Here is a 21,189-nt window from a genome sequence, read left to right as displayed (position 1 = left end):
TTCGCCATATGCCGGGGGGAACGGCGCGGCCGCCCCTCCGCGGGGCGCTACTGCCCGTAGTAGGCGTTGGCCCCATGCTTGCGTAGGAAGTGTTTATCTAACAGCGTTTGCTGCATGGGCGCTATTTCCGGTCGCAGCTGATGGGTAAAGAGATTCATATAGGCGATCTCTTCAAGTACCACCGCGTTGTGTACCGCGTTGGCCGCATTTTTCCCCCAGGCGAAAGGGCCGTGGCCGTTAACCAGCACCGCGGGAATATCGTTTGCGCCGATACCTAATCGGGCAAAGGTTTCGACGATAACATTGCCGGTTTCGTATTCGTAATCTCCGGTTATTTCGTCGTCGCGCATCAGCCGGGTGCAGGGGATGGCGCCGTAGAAGTAGTCGGCGTGCGTGGTGCCGAAGGCGGAAAGGGCGGCTCCGGCCTGGGCCCAAATAGTGGCGTGGCGCGAGTGAGTATGAACAATGCCGCCGATATCAGGAAACGCCCGGTACAGCACCAGGTGGGTAGCGGTATCGGAAGAGGGTTTCTTGCCGCCTTCGACAACCTCTCCGTTTTCCAGGCTGACGACCACCATATCTTCCGCGCGCATTACGTCATATTCCACGCCGGAAGGTTTAATCACCATGAGGCCGCGCTCCCGGTCGACCCCACTGACGTTGCCCCAGGTGAATGTGACGAGCCGATGTGCCGGCAATGATAAATTGGCCTCTAATACCTGCTGTTTTAATTCCTGGAGCATTATTATTCACCTCGTTAAATTTTCTCGTGGTTATTTTGCGGATATTTTTTAATGCTGCCGCTACGGTAATTAAATTACTGCTATTGCCGCGTGTATAAAAGCCGCGGCACCGGCCGCGGGCGTTAAACGGGCGCATTAAGTCATGGTCGGTCATAAATGGTCGCAGCGTGTCTGCCCATTTATGTTTGTTTTCTGCTGTCGATGTCTGTTTACGAGCTGTTTTTGCCGGTTTTACGTGATGGCTATCATATTTTCGTGGAGGATTTTCATCGTTACATTCAGTTGAATTGGTTTGCGATCACAAAATATCGCTTGGTAAACGCATAACAATTATTCCTTGAATTCAGTCACTTTACTCCCGGCGGAAAAACATGAGTATAAAGACATCTTAATTCTGTCAGGGTCAGAGAGATATTATGTTGCAGGCCGAACGCTATAAGATGATTTATGCCTATGTGCAGCAGCATGGATCTGCCCTGGTGGCGGAATTATCAGAAATGTTTCAGGTTTCGCCTGAAACTATTCGCCGCGACCTGAATGTATTAGAGAAGAATAAAAAGCTTATCCGCAGTTTCGGCGGGGCGGTGTCTCTGGATGCGCATGATGCGCCGCCCGTAGAGACGCAGGATAGCGTTTACCAGCCGAACGCCATCGATCGGGCGGAGTCTTTCCGTAAAAGAACGGAAAAACATCCTGATATTAAAATGAAAATTGCTAAATCCGCGCTACAGTTCATCCAGCCTGGCGACTGTATTCTGCTGGATAACAGCAGCACCTGCTGGTTTCTGGCGAGGCAGATTCCGGATATTGATATTACCGTGGTCACTAATTCGGTAAAAATTATTCAGGCGTTGGCCTGTCGGGACAACGTGCGCGTCATCGGCGTCGGCGGGGAATATTCCGCGCGTCACGACGACTTTCACGGCCCGGTGGCTGAAAGCGCGATAAGAAATTTCCAGATTAATAGCCTATTTTTTTCATGCCAGGGGCTTAATCAAGAGAGCGGCGTCAGGGACGGCAGTGAAATTAACGCTAGGTTAAAACAGGTTATGCTGCAAATCTCCGGGAAAAAGATCTTATTGGCGGACTCCAGTAAGTTTGAACAGTTCGCATTCTGTAAAATATGTATGCTGGATAAAATCGACGTATTAATAACAAATAAGGTCGTTGCGCAAAAATACCGGGATGATAACCCGGGCCTGACTATTATTGAAACCGAAAAATAAATTGCGGCAGGGCCGCCGATAATTATGTTTTTACCCATGCGTGACGTTATCAATGTCGTGAAAATAAATATTGAAACAGTATCCGTGCCAGCACCAGTGAAAAATGAAATAAATAATAAGTCGGACCGCTTTTCTTATTTCGTAATGTCTGACGCCTAAAATATTCTCCAGAGGATCTTATAATGAAAAAATTAATCTTACCCTGCCTGATCACCGCCCTGATGTCCGCTAATTCCGTATGGGCTGCCGAAGCCGCCGTTCCGCAGAAGGCGAATAAACCGTTCACCATGGGCGTGGTGGTTAAAGTCGGGGGGATCCCGTGGTTTAACGTTATGGAGCAAGGCATCAAAGAGGAGGGCAAGGCGCTGGGGGTGAATGCCTGGCAGGTCGGCCCGACGACGGCGGATCCGGCGGAGCAGGTGCGCGCTATTGAAGATTTGATTGCCAAAAAGGTCGATGTGATCGGGGTGGTGCCCAACGACGCCAAAGTTCTTGAGCCGGTACTGAAACGCGCCCAGGAGGCCGGCATTAAAGTGATTACCCACGAATCGCCCGCGCAGGCGAATGCCGACTGGGATTTCGAGCTGCTGGATACCCAGACCATGGGAGCCAATCATATGAAGGATATGGCCGCGTGCATGGGCGAAGAGGGGAAATACGCCATGTTCGTCGGCAGCCTGACGGTGCCGCTGGTTAACGAATGGGCCGATGCGGCGATTGCTTACCAGAAGGCGCACTACCCGAAAATGACGCTGGCGGAGGACCGCTTCGGCGTTGCGGAGTCGGTGGATGACTCCATGCGCACCGCCAATGACCTGATGTCCAAACATAAAGATCTGAAAGGCATCATGTCCTTTGGTTCCCAGGGGCCGATCGGCGCGGGCCGCGCAATCGACAAGCGTAAGAAAAATGACGCCATTTGCGTCTTTGGCACCTTTACGCCGGGCCAGGGCATCAAACTGTTGGAAAAAGGCGCCATCGATGGAGGGTATATCTCCAACCCAATGGTGGCGGGCAAAGTCTTCGTTCAGGTTGCGACGGCGATGATGAACGGCGAGGCGATTAAAGACGGCGTCAAGCTGGGCGACATGGGAGAGATTAAGATCAAGGGCAACACCATTCTCAGCGATAACCCGGAAAAACTGGACGTGGAAAATACCAAGCGTTTGGTGAAACTGGGTCTGTGACCCCCGAGTCGTACTGCCGGGTCGCTTGCGGCCCGGCGCTTACTACGCCGTCTATCTGGGAGCAGTACGATGCTTCACATTTCCGATGTTGGTAACACCATCCCCCTGATCGCGCTGCGGACGTTATCGAAAAGTTTCGGCGGCCATCAGGCGTTGAAAAATATCACTCTGACGTTGAATAAGGGCGAGGTCCACTGTCTTGCCGGGGCGAACGGCTGCGGCAAAAGCACCCTGATTAAAGCCATCAGCGGGGTCTATGCGCCGGATGAAGGCAGCGAAATCATTATCGACGGTAAAAGCTACTACCGCCTGACGCCTGACCGGGCCAGGTATTTGGGAATACAGGTTATCTATCAGGATCTGTCGTTATTTCCGAATCTGACGGTGGCGGAAAATATTGCCTTTGAATACAACCTGAAAGGGTACTTCGGCTGGTTCAACCGCAAAACGATAAAGGAGAAAGCCCGGCAAATTCTTCATGAGCTGACGTTCAACATCGACCCCGATGTGCCGGTGCAGCATTTACCCATAGCCCAACGCCAGCAGGTGGCCATTTGCCGCGCGCTGGTGGCGGACGCCAGGCTGGTCATTATGGATGAACCGACGGCGTCGTTGACCCGCACCGAAGTGAACCAACTGCTGCGCACGGTGAGCTACCTGCGGGATAAAAACATTACCGTGGTTTTTGTCAGCCACCGGCTGGATGAAGTGAAAGAGATTTCCGACCGGATCACCGTTATCCGCGATGGCGAAATGGTCGGAACCTGGGCCGCCCAAGAACTTTCGACGGGCCGCATCACCGAGTTGATGACCGGCCTGACTATCGTACATCGGCAGAAATTGCCCAACGCCGAGCTGGGCAAAGTGGTGCTGGAGCTTAACGGCCTGAGCCGTAAAGGACAGTTCCACGATGTTTCGCTGCAATTACACCGGGGCGAAGTGCTGGGGCTGTGCGGCTTGCTCGGCGCCGGGCGAACCGAGCTGGCGCTGAGTCTGTTCGGCATCACGCATCCCGACGGCGGCGATATTTATCTTGATGGCCGGAAGGTGCGGATTAAAGACAACGCCCAGGCCGCCGAAATGGGGATTGCCTATGTTTCCGAAGACCGGCTCACGCTTGGCGCGGTGTTGCCGCAATCCGTCGCCGACAACATGGTGCTCTCTATCCTCGATAGGATCAAAACGCCCTGGTATCTGATCGATGAGCGGCGCAAGGACGCCCTGGTTCAGGCGTGGATCAACGATCTGGATATCAAAGTCGCCGATCCGAATAATCCGCTGTCCACGCTGTCGGGGGGAAATCAGCAGAAAGTGGTGCTGGCGAAATGGATCCTTACCCGTCCGAAGGTACTGATTCTCGACGCCCCCACGGTGGGGGTCGATATCGGCGCGAAAGACAGTATCTATAAGCTTATCCACCGTCTTTCCGGCGTCGGGATCTCGGTGCTGTTGATTACCGATGAGGCGCCTGAAGCCTATTACAACTGCGATCGCATCCTGCATATGAAGCAGGGACGGGTAGTCAATGAGCTAATCCCCTCCCGGCTCAGCGAACGGCAACTTGCGGAGGTCATTAATGGCTAACTGCTTAAAACTCAGACTGCCGAGCTCGGTGGAAGGATGGCTGGCCTGGGTCATCGTCATCATGCTGGCGCTGTTTGCCTCATTGAGCAATGAGTTTCTCTCGATACAGAATCTGCTCGATCTGACCGAAAGCTATGCCGTAACCGGCGTCTTTGCGCTGGGGCTGTTTGTGGTGCTCGTCACCGGCGGCATAGACATTTCATTCGCCGCCGTGGCGTCGGTGGTGCAGTACGCGGTAGCCTCGCTGCTATTAAACGGCGTAATCGCCAGCCCGGCGCTGTGTCTGGGGGTCGCCGTCGCGTTTGGCGTCGCCCTCGGTCTGGTGAATGCGCTATTGATTTATTACCTCAATATCGTGTCGATCATCATCACCATCAGCATGCAGTCGCTGCTGTTCGGCCTGCTGATGTGGATAACCAACGGCCACAGCATCTACGACCTGCCGGACTGGTGGATAACTCAGCGCGCCGTCGTCCCCTTCAGCTATGACGGCGAATCCTACCAAATCGGCCTGCCGCTGGTGGTGATGCTGGCGATCGCCTTGCTGACCTGGATCGTGCTGCAAAAGACCCATATCGGGCGTCAGCTATACGCCGTCGGCGGCAGCGCGGAGTCCGCCCGCCGTATCGGCATCCGCGTCTCGCTTATCTATCTGTTCGCTTACGGCTACCTCGGCGCCACGGCGGCTATCGGCGGTATGCTGCAGGCCTATCGCATGAGCGAGGTGGTGCCGAATGCCCTGGTGGGCGGCGAACTCGACGTGCTGGCGGCGGCCGTATTAGGGGGCGCCAGCCTGTCCGGCGGCCGGGGCTCGGTCATCGGCACGCTGATGGGCGTTTTCCTGATCGGTATTCTGAAAAACGGCCTCAATCTGATCGGCGTCTCCAGCTACTTCGTCAATATCGTGATCGGCGTGGTGATCGTGGTCGCTATTTGCGTCACCCATTACAAAAAGCGCAAAGAAACGGACGTCGGCTTTATCTGATAAAGGCATTTGATATGAAAAAACAATCGTTTTTACCGGTGGACGGCACCAGCGCCGGGCTGCTGGGGATCTGCGTTCTGGCCGTGATGGTGTTTACCGCGGTCATGCCGGGCCGTTTCTTTAGCGAAAACACCTTTCTGAGCATCGCCTTTCAGTTGCCGGAGCTTGGGCTGTTAACCTTCGCGATGTTTGTCCCGATGCTGAGCGGCGGGCTGAACCTGTCGATTATCGGTACGGCTAACCTCACCAGCCTGTTTATGGCCTGGCTGCTGATTCAGTATGTTCCCGCCGACGCCGGCGTTGGAACGCAGCTGCTGTGGCTGGCGCTAGCCCTGCTGGGAGCGGCGGCGATTGCGGTGTGCATCGGCGTTCTGACCGGGCTGATGATCTCGCGCGTCGGCGCGCATCCGATTCTGGTTACGCTCGGCAGCATGACCATTATCAGCGGCGTCGGGGTCTATTTGACCAAAGGGGCGGCATTGAGCGGTATGCCGCCGATTGTGCGCGGCATGGGGTCCGAAGTGGTATGGGGGATGCCGATCCCGACGCTCATTTTCGTGGCCGCTTCACTTGTTCTGGCGCTGCTGCTGGGCAAAACCCGTCTGGGGAAAAGCATTTATATGTGCGGCAGCAACATTAACGCTACCTGGTTTAGCGGTATCCGCACCGATCGGGTCATGATGGCGATCTACGCTATTTCCAGCCTGCTTTGCGTTCTGGCCGGTCTCATCATGATGGCGCGCTTTAACTCGGCGCGCATGGGATATGGGGATTCTTATCTCCTGCTTACGGTACTGGCGATTGTGCTGGGCGGCACCGACCCGTTCGGCGGCGTGGGCAAAGTCAGCCACGTGTTCTGCGCGCTACTGGTGCTTCAGGTTATCGCCACGGGCCTTAGCCTGCTCGGCGTCAGCCTTCATTTCAATCTGGCGGTATGGGGATTCACCCTGATATTCGCGCTGGCGTTCAAATTCTTTAAACACCGGTGGCAGGCGCGGCGCGCCATGCGGCTTAACCGGAAGAGATATCAGCAGCATCTGGCAACTCGCGAGGGACGATAATGCGTAAGCACCCGTTAGGTATTTATGAAAAGGCGCTGCCCAAAGACACAAGCTGGGTGGAAAAACTCGCGATAGCGAAATCCTGCGGTTTTGATTTTGTGGAGATGTCGATAGACGAGAGCGATGAACGCCTGGCGCGCCTGGCGTGGACCCGGGCGGAGCGGATGGAAATTATCGGCGCCATCGCGCAAACCGGGGTACGCATTCCCACCCTGTGCCTGTCGGCCCACCGGCGTTTTCCTTTCGGCAGCCGGGACGATGGAACCCGCCTCCGGGCGCGCGGCATTATGCAAAACGCGCTGAGTTTGGCGCAGGACCTGGGGATTCGGACCATTCAGCTGGCGGGGTATGACGTCTACTACGAGCCGCAGGATGAAGACACCGTCGCCCGCTTTGAGGAGTCCATGGCCTGGACCGTAGAGCTGGCGGCGGCGGCGCAGGTGATGTGCGCGGTAGAGATCATGGACACGCCGTTCATCAACTCCATCAGCAAATGGCGGGAGCTCGACGCCAAAATCAACTCCCCGTGGTTCACGGTATATCCCGACGTGGGCAATCTGACGGCGTGGGGGAATGAGGTTGACAGCGAGCTGAGCAAAGGGATCGACCGCATCGCGGCGATACACCTGAAGGACACCTTTCCGGTAACGAAAGATTCGCCGGGACAGTTTCGCGACGTTCCGTTCGGCGAGGGATGCGTTGATTTCATTCGCCTGTTTAAAACGCTGCGCCGCCTCAACTACCGCGGAACCTTTCTGGTTGAAATGTGGACGGAAAAATCGGCGGAGCCGCTGCTGGAGATCATTCACGCCCGACGCTGGATCGAAGACAAAATGAAAGCGGCTGGCTGGCGATAACCGCCCGAGATCTATCGATTAAGGAGAGTCTATGAGCCACTATTTTATGGGGATCGATCTGGGCGGCACGGTTACCAAAGCGGGGATTTACACCCCCGACGGCCATGAAATAAAGGTGACCGAACTGGCGCTGCCGCTGCTTAGTCCGCAGCAGGGGTTCTGCGAGCGCGACATGGATGAACTATGGCGCGCGACCTGTCAGGTTATCCGCGGCGTATTGTCCGAGAGCCGCATCGTACCGGGGCTGATCCGCGGGATCGGTTTTTCAGCGCACGGCAAGGGACTGTATCTGGTGGATAAGCAGGGAAGGCCGGTGCGCCGCGGCATTGTATCGTCGGATTCGCGCGCGCAGGCGCTGGTGACGCAGTGGAAGAGGGAGGAAAGGGATAAGCAGGCGTATGCGCACAGTTTGCAGCAGCTCTGGCCTTCTCATCCGGCGGCTCTGCTCGGCTGGCTGAAACAGCATGAGCCGGACAGCTATGCCCGGGCAGGCTACATCCTGATGGCGCATGATTATATTCGCTATTGCCTGACGGGGCGGTTTGCCTGCGAGGCGACCAATATCTCCGGCAGCAATCTTTTCAATCAGCAGAGCGGCGAGTTTGATCCGGCGTTGTTCCGCATTTTCGGCATTGAAGAAGCGGCGGAGAAAACGCCGGCGATACTTAACTCCTCGGATCTGGCCGGCTATGTGACGTCCGCCGCCGCCGGTTTGTGCGGTCTGAAGGCCGGCACGCCGGTATTCTGCGGGATGTTTGACGTCGTGGGGGCGGCGCTGACCTCTGGCGTGCATGACAGCACCCGGCTAAGCGCGGTCGCCGGCACCTGGTCGATCGCCACGCGGGTTTTCGAACGCATCGAACCGGCTGACTATCCCTACGTATGGGGAAAATACAGCATCCCCGGCACCTATTTCGCCCATGAGGGAAGCCCCACCTCGGCCAGCAATCTGGCCTGGTTTGTAAAGCAGTTTTTCCCCGACCTGCCGAATAGCTACGACACGCTTAATCAGTGGGTGAAAAGCGGCTATCAGCAGGCCAATGATATTCTTTTCTTCCCCTGGCTATACGGGTCGAATTTCCATGCCGGCTTGAGCGGCGGTTTCCTCGGATTAAGCGGTCATCACGGCGTTGAAGATATGGCCTACGCCATCTATCAGGGGATTGTGTTCTCTCACTTGCTGCATCAGGACCGCATTCTGGCGCTTGGCGGCGAAACGCGCTGTATCCGTTTTACCGGCGGCCCGACGCACTCCTCCATCTGGATGCGGATGTTCTGCGACGCCAGCGACTTACCGCTGGAAATTGTCGATATTCAGCAGTCCGGCTGCCGTGCGGCGGCGATGTGCGCGGCGGTAGGCGCGGAGGACTTTGCGGGATTTGAAGCGGCGATGCGGGCGGCTCGGTCGCCGACGATCCGCCTGGAGCCCGAGGCGGATAAACATCAGATCCTCCGGCGGCGGTTCGCCCGCTTTAAGCAGGTTGCCCGCGCTCTGAGCGAGGTAGGCGGATAACCTCTGTTTGCGCAGGTGCTTTGCCATCATCACCGGCGATACTTCGCTTAGCGGTCCGGTGATGGATTTTTTGAATAACCAATCGGCGCGCGCTCACGCCTGACGTTTATCTTCGGTATGGCTATCGAAGTCGCTGGCGTCGTGACGTTCATGCAGTTGCTCATTGAGCGGTCCGTGGATGCGATTCACGATGCGTCCGCGTTTTACCGCCGGGCGGCTGCCGATCTCTTCGGCCCAGCGCAGCACGTGCTTATAGCTGCCCGCATCGAGGAATTCCGCCGCGCCGTAGACGTTGCCCCGCACCAGGTTGCCGTACCACGGCCAGATGGCCATATCCGCAATGCTGTACTCCGCGCCGGCCACGTACCTGTCGCGCGCCAGCTGCTTATCCAGCACATCCAACTGGCGTTTGGCCTCCATGGCGAAGCGGTTGATGGCGTACTCGATTTTTACCGGCGCATAGTGATAAAAATGGCCGAAGCCGCCGCCGAGGAACGGCGCGGAACCCTGCAGCCAGAACAGCCAGTTCAGGGTTTCGCCGCGTCCGGCGGGATCTTGCGGCAGGAAATGGCCGAACTTCTCCGCCAGATAGAGCAGGATATTGCCGGATTCAAAAACGCGGATCGGCGGCGCGGCGGAGTGGTCGCGCAGCGCCGGAATTTTGGAATTAGGGTTAACTTCGACAAAACCGCTGGAGAATTGATCGCCCGCGCTAATGTTAATCAGCCAGGCGTCGTACTCCGCGCCGCTGACGCCAAGCGCCAGCAGCTCTTCGAGCATAATGGTTACCTTCTGGCCGTTGGGCGTGCCCAGCGAGTAAAGCTGAAGCGGATGTTTGCCGACGGGAAGCGCTTTCTCATGCGTCGGTCCGGAGATCGGGCGGTTGATGCTGGCGAACGCGCCGCCGTTGTCCTGTATCCATTTCCATACTTTGGGCGGTTGGTAGCTGTTCTCTGACATATTGGCCTGCCTTGTTCGGTGGATGTCTTAAGGCAGTTTAGCAGGCGCGGACGCGCACGTTAATTGTTGGCGTCTTAGCGTAATTGCGGCGTTTTTTGACGGATATCAAACAGCGAACGATAGGGTGATGTATCGTTTTTTTGAGACGTCGTCAGAAGAGGTTCCGCTATGCCGTATTTGTTGCTTACACTGGCCGCCATGTTCTGGGGCGGAAATTATGTCGTAGGCCATATACTGGTCGCCGGAGCCGACCCGGTGGTGATGACCGAAGCGCGCTGGGCGATAACCGCGCTGCTGCTTATGACGGTGTATTATAAACAGGTCGCCGCCGACTGGCGCTTGCTGAAACAGTCGCTGCCGGTGGTGGTCTTTTTATCGATCTTCGGTCAGGTGCTGTTCCCCCTGACGCTGTATATCGGATTGCAATACACCACTTCGCTTAACGCCGCGATTTATATGTCGGCGACGCCCTGTATGGTGCTGATTATCAATAAGCTGATATTCAACGATCGTATTTCGAGAAATAACTGGGCCGGCGTATTGCTGAGCACGTTCGGCGTGTTTTATCTGGTCAGCAAAGGGCGAATAACTAACCTGGATGCCTTCAAAAATATGAATCAGGGCGATTTATGGACGATGGCGTCGGCGCTCAGCTGGGCTTTCTACTGCTCGTTCCTGAGGAAAAAGAATAAGGCGATAGCCGGGAATGCCTTCGTCGCAACCAGTTCGATGATTGGCGCCGTCATCCTCGCGCCCGTACTCTACCTTTATGCGCAGACGCAAAGCGCGATTGACCTGACATCCTATCGCCATTGGGATTTTCTGGCCGGGCTGGCCTATCTGGTGATTTTCCCATCGTGGCTCTCCTATGTTTTCTGGAACCGGGGCATCGCCGAGATCGGCGCGACGCGCGGTGAAATTTACACCCATATCATTCCCCTATCCGGCGGTCTATTCAGTATTCTCTTCCTCGATATCTCGCTGAACTCTTTTCATGTGGTAAGCGCGATTTTTATTATTTTAGGCATCTGGCTGTGTTCGACCAACAGGGCGAGCGCCAGCCAAAATAATCGACCGCGCCGCCAGATATCTTGACGCGATTGAGGATGCCGCCCGCATTAACGCTTTTTTGTCATTGCCCAAGTTGAATGAGTGCTATCATAAATTCACCTCTGGCGGATATTGCCTGGACGGGATAAGAGACCCAATAGATTTCGCGCCGCTTGCGGCGGCCCCAACGGGGCGAGCGCCATGGATGGCGCGAGTAACAAAGCCAACGTACCGGCAACGCGAAAGATGAAGGGTGTAGAGTAATGCTGGTCACTTAAGCCCGTTTTTAGGGGAAACGCCGGGGGAGGTTCCCGTAGGGACGCCTCACCCCGGCGGTCGCCCGTGTATCTCGATGCTTAAACGATCGGCATGAGGGTAGAAAGGGTTTTTCCGCAGTCAACCGTCCGGGCTGCATTAATTTGAGGTCAGGCAATGAGCAAAGGAACAACGGACAGCGATGCCCCGTTCGGCACTCTGTTGGGATACGCGCCGGGCGGCGTGGCGATTTATTCATCGAATTACAAAAGTTTGGATCGGCAAAACATGCCGGACGACGCCTCGTTTCGCAGCTATATCGACAACGAGTATATGGGGCATAAGTGGCAGTGCGTCGAGTTTGCCCGCCGTTTTCTGTTTTTGAACTACGGCGTCGTCTTTACCGACGTCGGCATGGCGTATGAGATCTTCTCCCTGCGCTTTTTGCGTCAGGTCGTCAATGACAATATCCTGCCTTTACAGGCCTTTGCCAACGGCTCTCTGCGCCCGCCGGTCGCCGGTTCGCTGCTTATCTGGCAAAAAGGCGGCGAGTTTTACCAGACCGGCCACGTGGCGGTGATCACCCAACTGGTGGGCAACAAAGTGCGCGTCGCCGAGCAGAACGTGCTTCACTCGCTGCTGCCGCAGGGGCAGCAGTGGACCCGCGAGCTGACGCTGGAGGTAAGCGACGGCCGTTACACCATCCACGACACCTTTGACGACACCACTATTCTCGGCTGGATGATTCAGACCGACGAGACGGCTCACAGCCTGCCGCAGCCGACCATTCCCGGAGAGGCCCTGGTCATTCACGGTGCGCGGCTGGAGGAGCGGGGCCAGTTCGCCGGCAAGTGGCTGGACGAGCGCGACCCTTTGCAACAGGCCTACGTGCAGGCGAATGGCGGCCATATTATCAATCAGGATCCCTATCAATATTTCACCATCACCGAAGATGCCGAGCAGGAGCTGATCAAAGCGACGAATGAGCTGCATCTGATGTATCTGCACGCCACCGATAAGGTGATGAAAGATGACGATTTGCTGGCGCTTTTCGACATCCCTAAAATTCTCTGGCCGCGTTTGCGTCTCTCCTGGCAGCAGCGCCGGCACGATATGATCACCGGGCGCATGGATTTCTGCATGGACGAGCGCGGTCTGAAAGTCTATGAATACAATGCGGACTCCGCCTCCTGCCACACCGAAGGCGGACTGATTCTCGAACAGTGGGCCCGTCAGGGGTACCCCGGCAAGGGGCATAACCCGGCGCAGGAGCTGATCGACGAACTGACCGGCGCGTGGAAACACAGCCTGGCGCGGCCTTTCGTTCACATCATGCAGGACAAAGACCTGGAGGAAAATTACCACGCCGGGTTTATGCAGCGCGCCCTGACGCAGGCCGGCTTCGAGAGCAAAATCCTGTACGGGCTTGATGAGCTGCGCTGGGATGCCGCCGGGCGGCTGATCGACGGCGACGGCCGGCTGGTCAACTGCGTCTGGAAAACCTGGGCCTGGGAGACGGTGATTGAGCAGGTGCGCGAGGTCAGCGCGACCGAATTCGCGGCGGTGCCGATCCGCACCGGCCACCCGGATAACGAAGTGCGCCTGATCGACGTGCTGATGCGTCCCGAAGTGATGGTGTTTGAACCGCTGTGGACGGTGATTCCGGGCAATAAGGCGATTCTGCCGGTGCTCTGGTCGCTGTTCCCGCATCATCGCTATCTGCTGGATACCGACTTTGAGGTGAACAACGAACTGGCGAAAACCGGTTACGCCGTCAAGCCGATCTCCGGGCGCTGCGGCAGCAATATCGACCTGGTCAGCCACCATGATGAGGTGCTCGATAAGACTTCCGGCAAGTTCGTCGATCGGAAAAATATCTACCAGCAGCTGTGGTGTCTGCCTAACGTCGCCGGCAAGTATATTCAGGTATGCACCTTTACCGTCGGCGGCAACTATGGCGGAACCTGCCTGCGCGGCGATGATTCGCTGGTGATTAAAAAAGAGAGCGATATCGAACCGCTGATCGTGCTGAAAGATAATCAGCGCTAGAGAGGCGGCGGGAACGGGAGGTTCGCCGGCGATGGCACGGTTTAGCCGCCATCGCCGGGCCGGTTAAGCCGCGCCATGCGTTTTGGCGCGGCCATTTTACTTAGCGGGCGATCTCCGCGCCCGTCTGGCTCTCCTGTAACCGCCAGTGGTCGAGCGCGATCTCCGCGCCGCCGCTAAAGGTCAGGTTCGCCTTTCCTGCGGGGAAGTAGCGGGAAGACATCACGCCGACGCCGTCATTAATAAAGATCTCCAGGCTGGAGCTGTCGCAAAGGATATGCAGCTTCTCCACCTTGCCTTGCCAGTAACGCTTCTCTTCCTCGCCGGAGCTTAGCCCCTTGCGGCTCAACTTGACGCCCTGTTCATCGCAGGTCAGCCGCATCGTCGCGCCGAAGTCCGCCTGAAAGTTTCCGCTGACCTGCAACAGGATCTCGGCGCTATCGGCGTCCAGAGCCGGCAGCGAGTCGGCGCGTCCGCCGGCCTGCCGGTGCGCCCCGCGCAGCGCCTGGAGTTCGCGCGCCGGTTGCTGGCAGACTTTTCCGTCGCGCACGCTCAGCTCGCGCGGGCAGGTCATCATATGTATCCAGCCGTGTTGAATCGTGGGCTGCGCGAACTCGTCCTGATCGGGCACGCCCATCCAGCCGATCAGCAGACGGCGGCCGTCGTCGGTCAGGGTGGTTTGCGGCGCGTAAAACTCGTGGCCGCAGTCCAGCTCGTGGAACGGACCGTGGGGATAGTCGCCGCTGGCGTAGTCCAGCTTCCCGAGCAGATAGCCGCACTGATACTGGTTCAGATAACGCCGCTCCTGCGCGGCAACGCCCTGCGGGCAGGTAATCAGCACGTCGTGGCCATCCAGGTGGAACAGGTCCGGACACTCCCACATATAGCCGAATTCGGCGCTATCCCTCACCCGGCTGCCGGCAATCTCGCCAATCAGCGTCCACGCCGTCAGATCGGGCGATTTTAACAGTAGCACCCTGCCTTGCAACTGCGGGCTCTGCGCCGCCAGCACCATGTACCAGCTATCGCCGTGACGCCAGACTTTCGGATCGCGGATATGGCCGGTGTAGCCCTCCGGCTGAGCAAAAACCGGCTGCTTTTCAAACTCGCCCTGCGCATTCTGCCGGGCGATGCACTGCCACGCGGTGCGGTCGTCCGGGAGCATCACGTTGCCGGTGTAGATCAGCACCAACTGCCCGTCGTCATCCACCGCGGAGCCGGAGAAGCAGCCGTCGATATCGAATTCCGCGCTCGGCAGCAGGGCTACCGGCTCATGGCGCCAGTTCACCAGATCGGCCGAGCTCCAGTGCCCCCAGAACTTGGAGTCATGGTTGCAGGCCAGAGGATTCCATTGATAAAACAGATGATAACGCTGTTTGAATTGAATAAAGCCGTTAGGGTCGTTCATTAATCCCACCACCGGGGACAGGTGCCACAGCGGCCGGTAACGGTCGGACGGGTCGCGATGATGACCCTTCATCACTGCGAGCAGCGTCTGTTTCAGGAGGTGCGTTTCTCTCATTGGTCGCCCTTTTGTTTATAGTTGAACATTAACGAAATAAAGAATGACAGGCCGAAAGCGATGGTCAAACCAATCAGATGATTGACGAGCGAACTGGCCTGAATAATGGCCAGTCCCGGCAGGCCGGTGAGACCCACGCCGGTAGCGTAAACTTTATTGTAAACAACCCAGGCGCCGCCGACCGCGCCGCCGGTCATCGCCGCGATAAAGGGTTTGACGAAGCGTAGATTGACGCCGAACACCGCCGCCTCAACCGAGCCGATAAGCGCCGAGAACGCGGCGGGAATGGCTATTTTGCGCACTTTGCTATCGCGGGTGCGGAACCAGACCGCCAGGCAGGCGCCGCCCTGGGCGACGTTGGCCATCGACCAGATCGGCAGCAGGTAGTTGACGCCGATATTGGGGTTGATCAGCAGCCCGGCCTCAATGGCGTGGAAGCTGTTGTGGATGCCGGTGATGGCGATCACCGAATAGAGGCCGCCGAACACCACTCCGGCAATCCAGCCGGTCTGGGCGATCAGCGTAGTCAGTATGTAGGCGATGCCGTCGCCGAGCATGCGCCCGGCCGGGCCGATAATCAGCAGCGCGACGAAACCGGAGATAATCAATGTCAGAAAGGGAACGAAAATAATCTCGACGATATCGGGGACGATGCGCCGCAGGCGCTTCTCCAGAAAGCTCATAAACCAAACGGTCAGCAGCACCGGAAACACCGTTCCCTGGTAGCCGATCATGGCGATTTGCATTCCGTAGAAATCCAGCGTGTGGAAGCTGCCCAGTCCGCCCCAGATATTCGCCAGCGTCGGGTGCGTCAGGATCCCGCCGAGCGTGGCGCCGAGAAAGGGGTTGCCGCCGAAGACGCGGGCGGCGGTAAAGCCAATCAGCACCGGCAGAATAATGAAGGCGGAAGAGCTGAACATTTCCAGCAGGGTATAGATGGCGTTGCTCGATTCCAGCCAGCCGTAGGTTTTAATCAGGCTCAGCAGGCCCATCAACAGGCCGGAGGCGATAATTGCTGGGATGATGGGAATAAAAACGTTGGATAGGGTGCTGGCTATGCGCTGGAAATAGCTGAGATTTTTTACCGCATTCTGTGAGGCTTCTTCTTTCTGCGTCGAGTCGTCGATCATTGCCGCGTGGACAAACGCGTCGTAGATATCGTTGATGACGCTGCTGTCGAACACCACCTGTATTTGTCCGGCCTTACGAAAACTCGCCTTTACTCCTTTGACCGCGTCAATCGCGTTAAGATCCAGTTTTGATTCATCTTCCAGTACTACTCTAAGTCGTGTCGCGCAGTGAATGGCCGACGCAATATTATCCTTACCGCCCATCAGCGGAACGAGCTGCCGGGCTACCTGCTTATAATCCATGAACTTCCTCAAAAACTTTAGCGTGATAAAAGTGTGAAACAGATCACAAGTAATCTCTCAAATCGACGTATGAAAACACATAATCGCTTTCCGGTACAGTTTGTTAAGGCGATAGGGCGCGGCGCGGCGGCTTCGTCCACTCTTCAGGAGCGCTTACCTGATCCGGCTCGGCGCGATCGATGAACGGCATACCGTCCGGCGCCGTCGGCGGGGAAAATCCGCCGGATTGAGTAACGCCGATCGTTTAAGTATCGAGATACACGGGGCGACCACCGGGGTGAGGCGTCCCTACGGGAACCTCCCCCGGTGTTTCCCCTAAAAACCGGCTTAAGTGAACGGCATTAGCCGGATTGAGCGTCGTTTACCGTGCCGCCGCCCGAATTATTGAGGGGGGATACGGCGGCGTTAATCTCTTGGCGCTTCTGTCTAATGATTACGCTTATTTATCTGTACCAGAAAAAACGGTATGCCCGATAGAAACGCCATACTTGATACCCATAACCAGTAGCCGAGATACTCGCCATTGGGCGGCACTTCCGTCCATGTGACGGCCCCTTTTTATGATGGGAGCATAGGCTATTCCATTTCCGCCGCGCGGGCGCCGTTGTTTTCTTCCGCCTGCATGACCAGGCTGAGCGATGCCGGCAGCACGGTCAGCGTAACCAACGTGGCGACAATGAGCCCGCCGATGATGGCGTAGGCCATCGGCCCCCAAAAGACCTGATGGGAGATGGGGATCATCCCCAGGACGGCGGCGCAGGCGGTCAACAGTATCGGGCGCGCGCGGTGTTTGGCGGCCTTGATAATCGCCTCTTCCCTCCCCAGTCCCTGGCTGGTATTGCTGTCCACTTCGCTGATGAGGATCACGGCGTTACGAATGATCATGCCGGCCAATGCGATAATGCCGAGCAGCGCGACAAAGCCCATCGGCGTGCCCGTCGGCAGCATCGCCGCCACGATGCCGGGCAGGCCAAACGGCGCCATCAGCAACGCCAGCAGCATGCGGCTAAACTTCTGCAGCTGGATCATCAGCAGAACAAGCATCGCGAACAGCGTAACCGGCAATACGGCGTAGACCGAACCGTTGCCTTTATCGGATTCCGCCACCGTACCGCCTTCCTCAATGCCGTAATCCGGCGGAAGGTCGGCGCGCAGCGAATCGACGTCGGGCAGCAGCGCCTGGGACACCGAGACGGCGTTCATTCCCGGCGCCAGATCGGTCTGAACGGTGATAAACGGCAGCCGCTGGCGGCGCCATATAACCGGATCCGCCACCTCCCATAGCGGCGTGGCGACCCGGCTTAGCGGCACCTTTTGCCCCCCCGAGGCGGTAACCGTCAGGGATTGCAGGCTGCCGGTATCCAGCCGTTCGGCATCGTCGCCGCGCAGCACCACGTCGATCAGCCGGTTGCGATCGCGCACGGTGGTGACGACGCTGCCGGACCAAACGGTGTGCAGCGTTTCGGCCAGGCTGCTGGAGGAGACGCCCACGGCGCGCGCCTCGGTCTGATTCACTTTCAGCGTGATGACCCGTTCGGGTTCTCCCGCCGTCAGGTTGACCTCGCGCGCGGCGGGGTTGCGCCCGATGATGCCCGCCAGCCGCTGGGCGAAATCGTGCACTTTGGCGTAATCCGGGCCGCTGACGCGGTATTTTATCGGCCAGCCTACCGGCGGCCCCAGTTCCAGCGGCGAAACGCGCGTGGTGATATCGGCAAATTGCTCCGCCAGTATCTTGTTCAACCGCTGCATCAGCCGATCGCGGGCGGCCAGATTTTTGGCGACCACCACCAGCTGCGAGGTGTTCTCGTTGTCCGACAGCACATCCATCGGCAGATAGAAACGGATCGCGCCGGTGCCGATATAGGCCGAGTAGCGATCGATATCCTCGCTCCCTTCCAGGAACGTTTCGAGCCGGGCCGCCTGGCGCGCCGTTTCCGTCTGCGAGGCGTTGGCCGGCAGGGAGAGACTGATCAGCAGTTCGGGACGATCGGAGGCCGGAAAGAACTCCCCCTCCATAAACGAGGCGCCGAAGACCGAGAGGGCGAAGACGGCCAGCGCGATGCCGAGCGTCGCCGCGCGGCGGCGCAGCACCTGCGTCAGCAGACCGCTATAGAAACGCATCAGGCGCCCTGGCCGGCGGGTTTTCCCGCCCTCATGCGCCTTAAGGGCATGGGGCAAGATCCAGACCCCGGTAAGCGGCGAGAAAAGAATCGCCACGATCCATGAGCACAGCAGGGCGATCAGCACGACGGCGAACAGGGAAAAGCAGTATTCGCCGGCGCTTGAGGCCGCAAAGCCGACCGGAATAAAACCGGCGATCATCACCAGCGTACCGGTGAGCATTGGAAACGCCGTGGTTTCAAAGGCATAGGTCGCGGCGCGCCAGCGGTTATCGCCTTTCTCCAGACAGGCCACCATGGTTTCGACGGTGATCATGGCGTCATCCACCAGCAGCCCGAGCGCGATAATCAGCGCCCCCAGCGAGATACGCTGAAGGCCGATGCCGCACAGCATCATAACGGCGAAAGTCATGGCCAGCACCAGCGGAATGGCGGCGGCCACCACCAGCCCGGCGCGCAGCCCCAATGAGACGAATGAGACGGCCAGCACAATCACCACCGCCTCGATCAGTACCCTGACGAAGCCGCTCACCGCCTGTTTCACCACGGTCGACTGGTCGGCGACGGCGGTCATTTCGATGCCGTGGGGCAAATGCGTCTGTATCTGCGCCATGCGCGCGTTGATCGCCTGCCCGAAACGCAGCATATTGCCGGTCGCCGCCATCGAAATGGCGAGGCCGACGGCGGGTCGGCCGTTGACCTGGAACGCCGGCGCCGGCGGCTCCGCCGGCCGGCGGTCGATGGCGGCGATATCGGTCAGGGGGATGTAGCGTCCGTCAATGCGCAGGGTGACGGCGCGCAGGCTCTCCTCCGAGCTCAGCGCGCCGCTGACCCGCAGCGCGATATTCTCTTTTTCCGTTCGCAGTTCGCCCGCCGGCACGACGTCGTTCTGCGCCTTCAGCGCCTCGGTCACCTGTTGCAGGTCCAGCCCCATTCCGGCGAGCTTACGCGGAGAAAAGGCGATGACGAGCTGCTCCTCCTGTTCGCCTATCAGGCTGATTTTGCCGATATCCGGCACCGACATCAGGTCGCGCCGGATATCTTCGACCTGGTCGCGCAGCTCGCGCGGCGTGAAGCCCTCGGCGGTAAAGCCGTAAATCGTGCCGAAAGTATTATCGAACTCGTCGTTGATGGCGGGGCCCTGTACGCCCTGCGGCAGAGAGGGCGCGATATCCTGCATTTTGTTGCGCACCTGGCGCCAGATATCCGCCACCTTGTCCGGCGGCGTGTCATCCCGCAGGTTGACGAAAATGACCGACTGACCGGCGCGGGTTTCGCTCTCCACATAGTCAAGGTAGGGCGTTTCCTGCAATTTCTTTTCCAGCGTATCCGTCACCAGATTGGTGGTATCGCCGATGGTGGCGCCCGACCACTGGGCGGTGACCACGGCGGATTTGATCGTGAAGGCGGGATCTTCATTGCGCGGCAGTTGGTCATAGCTTATTACGCCGGCGGCCATGATAAGCAGCATAAAAAAGGTCACCAACTGCTGATTTTTCAGCGCCCACGCCGAGAGGTTAAACGACGCTTTCAAGCCGGAAATAGTCATTTTATCTCCTCGCCGAGGCTGACCGTTTCGCCTTCCCATAATTTGCTGACGCCCGCCGCGACCACTTTTTCGCCCGGCCGCACGCCGCTGGCGATGAAGACCGATGAGGCGCTGTACCTTGCCGGCGTAATCGGCCGCAGATGAAGCCGCATGCTCTCATCCACGATGAAAACCGCCGGTTTGTCGCCGGCGCGGGTTAGCGTGGCGGCGGGCATGGCGATGGTTCCCGGCCCGGACGCCGGTATCGACACCTGAGCGCTGGCCCCTAGCGCCATGGCCTCCGGCGGATTATCCAGCGTAATCCTGACCCGCCAGGTTCGGGTCTGAGGATCGGCCTGCGGGCTGATATCGCGCAGGCGGCCCGTCGTTTTGACGGCGGGGTCCGTCAGCAGGGAAAGGGTAAACGCGCCGTTTTTGACGTGGGCGATCTGCTGCGGATCGGCGATATCGAACACGGCGTCGCGCCCGTCGCCGGCGGCGAGCGTGAAGATAGCCTGTCCGGCGCTGACCACCTGGCCGGCGGAGGCGCTGACGCTGGTAATCACCCCCGACTGCGGGGCGGTAAGCCGCGTCCACGCCAGATTGTCCTGCGCGTTTTTCAGCGCCGCCTCACCGCTCTGACGGCGGGATACCGCCGCCTGCCAGTCCGACGTCGCGCTGTCGAGCTGCGCGCGGGCGATGGCGCCGGACGGCATCAGCGACCGCAGGCGGTGCAGGTTGACGTTCGCCACCCGTTCGGCGGCGCGCGCGCTGTCCAGCTCGGCCTGCGCGCTGCTGAGCTGATTGCGGCTGGTATCGCTCTCCAGCGCGGCCAGCGTCTGGCCCTTGACGACCTGAGCGCCCACGTCGGCCGTACGGACGAGGAGCTTGCCGTCGAGCCGGAAACCCAAAGATATTTCATCATGAGCGCGGATCTCGCTGGTCCGGCTCAGCGCCGCGCCGCTGGAGGGCTGCGGCGCGGTGACGTAGCGTACCGGTCGGGGCGCCACACTTTGGGGCGGGAGGGCGTCCTCGCAGCCGGCGATAAGCAGCGGCATCAGATATAACAGCGGCCGAAGCGGCGGTATCCGCGGGCGGCGAGGAGCGACTATCCGGCGCAGCGCGTGACGCGCATAGGTGATAAGGTTTTCTGACATGGTGCTTCCCCTGGATCAAGAT

At 58.4% G+C, this 21,189-nt stretch carries 15 protein-coding genes; 9 read left to right on the top strand and 6 right to left on the bottom strand.

Annotated elements, in window-relative coordinates; translation table 11 throughout:
• Positions 1–47: 47 nt before the first annotated feature.
• Complete coding sequence (gene araD / locus VSX58_RS16960; RefSeq protein WP_327619120.1) at positions 48–743, bottom strand: L-ribulose-5-phosphate 4-epimerase; 696 nt, start codon at positions 741–743, stop codon at positions 48–50.
• Positions 744–1,159: 416 nt separating this feature from the next.
• Between araD and VSX58_RS16955 the strand changes: the two genes are divergently transcribed.
• From VSX58_RS16955 to VSX58_RS16925, 7 genes are all read left to right on the top strand, one after another.
• A complete protein-coding gene (locus VSX58_RS16955) occupies positions 1,160–1,969 on the top strand; it encodes a DeoR/GlpR family DNA-binding transcription regulator (RefSeq protein WP_327619119.1) in 810 nt (269 codons plus the stop codon).
• A gap of 182 nt (positions 1,970–2,151) precedes the next feature.
• On the top strand, positions 2,152–3,156 hold the full coding sequence (locus tag VSX58_RS16950) for a substrate-binding domain-containing protein (protein ID WP_327619118.1): 1,005 nt from the start codon (positions 2,152–2,154) through the stop codon (positions 3,154–3,156).
• Positions 3,157–3,225: 69 nt separating this feature from the next.
• The gene (locus VSX58_RS16945; RefSeq protein WP_327619117.1) at positions 3,226–4,740 is read left to right on the top strand and encodes a sugar ABC transporter ATP-binding protein; all 1,515 of its coding nucleotides are present in this window, start codon (positions 3,226–3,228) and stop codon (positions 4,738–4,740) included.
• Positions 4,733–5,725, top strand: a complete 993-nt coding sequence (locus VSX58_RS16940; protein ID WP_327619116.1) for an ABC transporter permease — start codon at positions 4,733–4,735, stop codon at positions 5,723–5,725. Before VSX58_RS16945 ends, VSX58_RS16940 begins: the two co-directional genes overlap by 8 nt.
• A gap of 14 nt (positions 5,726–5,739) precedes the next feature.
• Positions 5,740–6,786 (top strand): ABC transporter permease, encoded by a 1,047-nt coding sequence (locus VSX58_RS16935; RefSeq protein ID WP_327619115.1) that lies wholly within the window; start codon positions 5,740–5,742, stop codon positions 6,784–6,786.
• Positions 6,786–7,643, top strand: a complete 858-nt coding sequence (locus VSX58_RS16930) for an L-ribulose-5-phosphate 3-epimerase (protein WP_327619114.1) — start codon at positions 6,786–6,788, stop codon at positions 7,641–7,643. Before VSX58_RS16935 ends, VSX58_RS16930 begins: the two co-directional genes overlap by 1 nt.
• 31 nt (positions 7,644–7,674) lie before the next feature.
• Positions 7,675–9,156 (top strand): FGGY-family carbohydrate kinase, encoded by a 1,482-nt coding sequence (locus VSX58_RS16925; RefSeq protein WP_327619113.1) that lies wholly within the window; start codon positions 7,675–7,677, stop codon positions 9,154–9,156.
• A 93-nt stretch (positions 9,157–9,249) separates the two neighbouring features.
• On the opposite strand, the gene yghU is transcribed toward VSX58_RS16925, so the two are convergent.
• A complete protein-coding gene (yghU, locus tag VSX58_RS16920; RefSeq protein ID WP_327619112.1) occupies positions 9,250–10,116 on the bottom strand; it encodes a glutathione-dependent disulfide-bond oxidoreductase in 867 nt (288 codons plus the stop codon).
• 168 nt (positions 10,117–10,284) lie between these two features.
• Between yghU and VSX58_RS16915 the strand changes: the two genes are divergently transcribed.
• The gene (locus VSX58_RS16915; RefSeq protein ID WP_327619111.1) at positions 10,285–11,211 is read left to right on the top strand and encodes a DMT family transporter; all 927 of its coding nucleotides are present in this window, start codon (positions 10,285–10,287) and stop codon (positions 11,209–11,211) included.
• Between the two features lie 387 nt (positions 11,212–11,598).
• Complete coding sequence (gene gss, locus VSX58_RS16910) at positions 11,599–13,470, top strand: bifunctional glutathionylspermidine amidase/synthase (RefSeq protein WP_327619110.1); 1,872 nt, start codon at positions 11,599–11,601, stop codon at positions 13,468–13,470.
• A gap of 100 nt (positions 13,471–13,570) precedes the next feature.
• Here gss and VSX58_RS16905 read toward each other — a convergent pair whose 3' ends face one another.
• The 4 genes from VSX58_RS16905 to VSX58_RS16890 all read right to left on the bottom strand — a co-directional run bounded on the left by VSX58_RS16905 (position 13,571) and on the right by VSX58_RS16890 (position 21,167).
• Entirely contained in the window at positions 13,571–14,989 is a 1,419-nt protein-coding gene (locus tag VSX58_RS16905) for a glycoside hydrolase family 32 protein (RefSeq protein ID WP_327619109.1), read from the bottom strand.
• Positions 14,986–16,362, bottom strand: coding sequence for a PTS transporter subunit EIIC (locus VSX58_RS16900; protein WP_327619108.1), 1,377 nt, complete (start codon positions 16,360–16,362; stop codon positions 14,986–14,988). The genes VSX58_RS16905 and VSX58_RS16900 overlap by 4 nt, the downstream gene beginning before the upstream one ends.
• Before the next feature lie 576 nt (positions 16,363–16,938).
• Complete coding sequence (locus VSX58_RS16895) at positions 16,939–20,031, bottom strand: efflux RND transporter permease subunit (protein WP_327619107.1); 3,093 nt, start codon at positions 20,029–20,031, stop codon at positions 16,939–16,941.
• The gene (locus tag VSX58_RS16890) at positions 20,028–21,167 is read right to left on the bottom strand and encodes an efflux RND transporter periplasmic adaptor subunit (protein WP_327619106.1); all 1,140 of its coding nucleotides are present in this window, start codon (positions 21,165–21,167) and stop codon (positions 20,028–20,030) included. The genes VSX58_RS16895 and VSX58_RS16890 overlap by 4 nt, the downstream gene beginning before the upstream one ends.
• Positions 21,168–21,189 lie beyond the last annotated feature (22 nt).

The sequence above is a fragment of the Brenneria populi genome, assembly GCF_036016195.1.
In the GTDB taxonomy this organism is placed as follows: Bacteria; Pseudomonadota; Gammaproteobacteria; order Enterobacterales; family Enterobacteriaceae; genus Brenneria; species Brenneria populi.
The sequence above is the reverse complement of the archived record's forward strand: the minus strand, read 5'-3'. Positions and strand labels throughout refer to the sequence as shown.